Raw genomic sequence first — 3,506 nt, 5'->3', positions numbered from 1 at the left:
GACGGTCTCCCTGGCGCGGCTGGCCACCCAGCCTCGCGGCACGCTCGAGCACAGCTTCATCCGTCTGATCACCACGCTCATCTCGTGGCCCGGGGACAGCCCCGCGGTGCCCAGCCCCGACGCACCATCACCATCACCATCACCACCACAGAGAGGGGACAACGATGTCCACCACACAGCAGAGCCGCCACACTGACGTCCTCATTATCGGGGCGGGCATCGTCGGCCTCGCGCACGCGGTCGAGGCGGCTCGCGCCGGGCTCAGCGTCCGGATCATCGAACGGGATCACTTCGCCGTCGGTGCCTCCATCCGAAACTTTGGGCACTGCTGCGTCACCGGCCAGCACGGTGAGTTTCTCCGGATCGCGGAACGCTCCCGTGAGGGCTGGCTGGCCGCTGCCGCAGATGTCGGATTCTGGGCACCGGAGGCAGGCGCCTTTGCGCTCGCTCGGACCGAGGCCGAGCACGCAGTGCTGGAGCAGTTTGCCGAGCAGCGTGGTCCGGACAGCGCCGAGATGCTGACCCCGGAGCAGGTGCGCGAACGCTTCGGCAGCGCGGTCGATCTGGACCAGACGCTCCGCGCTGGGGCGTTCCTCCCCCAGGATCTCCGGGTGGATCCTCGGGTCACCGTCGCCTCGATTGCCGCGTGGCTCGAACGCTTGCCGAACCTCGACCTCCTCTGGAACACCACGGTGTCCTCGGTGGGTGACGGCGCGGTGTCGACCCCCCGGGGGGATTTCACGGCGGACCGGGTCGTCGTCTGCGTCGGCCACGACCTCGGTCGGCTCTTTCCCGAGCTGGCCGAAGAGCACGAAATCAAGAGCTGTGCGTTACAGATGGCGCTTGCCGGTGGGCCCCGGGGGTACGCCGTGAACGCTGCCGTGATCACCGGCACGTCGCTCGCCCGCTACGACGGCTTCGTGAATACCCCCGGGAACGCAGCCCTCGTTGAGGAGCTCCGTCGGGACAGCCCCGAGCTCGTCGATATGGTGGCCAACGTCATGTTTACGCGTCGGCCAGATGGCACCCTTATCCTCGGCGACAGCCACGTCTACGGAAATACGCTCGATCCGTTTCTCGATGAGTGGATCACCGAGCGGCTCGTCGCCGAGATCTCGCAGGTGCTCGGTCGGCCGCTCACCGTCACCCAGCGCTGGCAGGGCATCTACGCAACGTCGTCGAAGACGCCGTTGCTGATCTCGGACCGGGGAAAGACCACGGTTGTGTGCGTCGCGACCGGGGTGGGCATGACCCTCGCATTCGGCCTGGCAAAGGACACGTGGGAGCGGGTGTAGATTCTGCTCGCCGCCGCGGAGCAGGCCACGGCCCGGGCCTCGGGTCCCGCGCTCAGGGGCGGTGCGGGGCGCTGCCGGGGGCCTGCGCCGTGACGTCGTCGAGGACGCGCTGCTTCTCGGCGATGCGGCGGTTGGCCCGCAGCACCCGGGTCTCCAGGAGCACGAGCTCGGTCACGAGCAGCACGCCGAGAACCAGGAGCGCTGCCGGGCCAAAGCCGGGCTGTCCGAGCACGAACAGTCCCAGCACGATGATGCCCAGCAGGGACAGCGCGAGGATCGTCACCTCGCGGCGGCGACCCGTGCGCAAACGTTCCAGCTCGCGGCGCAGTCCCGTGATCACGCGCGCGGTGTCCGGCTCGGCGGGGTGGGAGATCGTCACGGTCGCCTCCAAAGATCGCGCAGTGCAGAGAAAATGTTCGACGTGGCGTAACTGTAACACGGGCGACCCGATTTTGCCCGGAAAACCGGGCCCCGGTCGGGCGCCCGCCGCGGGCCTGCGACCGGGCACGGCGCGCCAGCTCCCGCGCCGGGGCCGCGGACTGTGTCCATCGGCAACGATCTCTCGAAATGTTTGTCGTGTATATCCGAAGAGTGGGCGCCCGGACCGAATAGGCTGGGGAATTATGTCGCGTCTTCAGAAAGTCCTCATCGCTAACCGCGGTGAGATCGCCGTCCGTATTATCCGCGCCGCCAAAGACAGCGGGATCGCCTCCGTCGCCGTCTACGCCGACCAGGACCGGGACGCGATGCACGCGATCCTCGCCGACGAGGCCTACGCCCTCGGGGGCTCCACGAGCGCCGAGACCTATCTCGTCGTCGAGAAGCTGCTCGCCGTTGCCCGCCGCTCCGGCGCCGACGCCGTGCACCCCGGCTACGGCTTCCTCGCCGAGAACGCCGACTTCGCGCGCGCGGTCATCGGCGCCGGGCTCACCTGGATCGGCCCGAGCCCCGAGGCCATCGAGCGCCTCGGCGACAAGGTGTCCGCCCGGCACGTCGCCGAGAAGGTCGGCGCCCCGCTCGCGGCCGGCACGCTGAACCCCGTCACGGGCGCCGAAGAGGTGCTCGACTTCGTCGACCAGCACGGCCTGCCCGTCGCGATCAAGGCGGCCTTCGGCGGCGGCGGACGCGGCCTCAAGGTGGCCTACACCCGCGAGGAGGTCGCCGAGCAGTTCGAATCCGCGACCCGCGAAGCGATCACCGCCTTCGGTCGGGGCGAGTGCTTCGTCGAGAAGTACCTCGACAAGCCGCGCCACGTCGAGACGCAGTGCCTCGCGGACAGCCACGGCAACGTCGTCGTGATCTCGACCCGGGACTGCTCGCTGCAGCGCCGCCACCAGAAGCTTGTCGAGGAGGCGCCCGCGCCCTTCCTCAGCGAGGCGCAGAACGCCGAGCTGTACCGGGCCTCGAAGGCCATCCTGAAGGAGGTCGGCTACGTCGGCGCCGGAACCTGCGAGTTCCTCGTCGCCAAGGACGGCACCGTCTCCTTCCTTGAGGTGAACACCCGCCTGCAGGTGGAGCACCCCGTCTCCGAGGAGATCACCGGCATCGACCTCGTTCGGGAGCAGTTCCGCATCGCGGAGGGCGGCGTCCTCGACTATGACGATCCCGTCGCGACCGGGCACTCCTTCGAGTTCCGCATCAACGGCGAGGACCCGGGCAACGGCTTCCTGCCCTCCCCCGGCCCCGTCACCGCGTTCAAGGCGTTCGGCGGCCCCGGCGTGCGCATCGACACCGGCGTGACCGCGGGCGACGCCGTCACCGGCGCATTCGACTCGCTGCTCGGCAAGCTCATCGTGACCGGAGCGACCCGCGAGGAGGCGCTTGAGCGTTCCCGCCGCGCGCTGGACGAGTTCGTCGTCGAGGGGCTGCCCACCGTGCTCCCCTTCCACCGCAAGATCGTGCGCGACCCGGCCTTCGTCGCCGCGGACGGCGTCTTCGGCGTCTACACGCTCTGGATCGAATCGGAGTTCGAGAACAACATCGAGCCGTGGGAGGGCGAGATCATGCCCACCGGCGCCGAGCCCGCCCGCCAGAGCGTCGTGGTCGAGGTGGATGGCCGCCGCCTCGAGGTCACGATGCCGACGACCCTGCTGCCGCTGTCCGACCGCGAGGTCACCCGCGGCCCCGCACCCAAGCGCTCGCGCGGCGGCTCGGTGAGCACCGCAACCGGCGACTCGGTCAAGGCCCCCATGCAGGCCACCGTCGTCAAGA

Annotated in this window: 3 protein-coding genes and 1 pseudogene; 3 read left to right on the top strand and 1 reads right to left on the bottom strand. The window is 69.4% G+C overall.

Going from position 1 to position 3,506, the window contains the following annotated elements:
- Both OOT08_RS19180 and OOT08_RS11890 read left to right on the top strand, forming a co-directional pair.
- The coding region (locus OOT08_RS19180; RefSeq protein WP_442916229.1) for a hypothetical protein at positions 1-196 on the top strand (196 nt) is incomplete at its 5' end.
- Positions 141-1,295 (top strand): annotated as a pseudogene (locus OOT08_RS11890) (TIGR03364 family FAD-dependent oxidoreductase); the annotation flags it as partial. The gene OOT08_RS19180 and the pseudogene OOT08_RS11890, both read left to right, overlap by 56 nt.
- A 52-nt stretch (positions 1,296-1,347) precedes the next feature.
- On the opposite strand, the gene OOT08_RS11885 reads toward OOT08_RS11890, so the two are convergent.
- Complete coding sequence (locus OOT08_RS11885; protein WP_325092858.1) at positions 1,348-1,674, bottom strand: hypothetical protein; 327 nt, start codon at positions 1,672-1,674, stop codon at positions 1,348-1,350.
- 244 nt (positions 1,675-1,918) lie between these two features.
- Between OOT08_RS11885 and OOT08_RS11880 the strand changes: the two genes are divergently transcribed.
- Positions 1,919-3,506: acetyl-CoA carboxylase biotin carboxylase subunit (locus OOT08_RS11880; protein ID WP_325092856.1), on the top strand; the 1,588-nt coding region annotated here is incomplete at its 3' end.

This window comes from Leucobacter sp. M11 (genome assembly GCF_035726885.1).
Lineage (GTDB): Bacteria > Actinomycetota > Actinomycetes > Actinomycetales > Microbacteriaceae > JAPFRB01.
The sequence above is the reverse complement of the archived record's forward strand: the minus strand, read 5'-3'. Positions and strand labels throughout refer to the sequence as shown.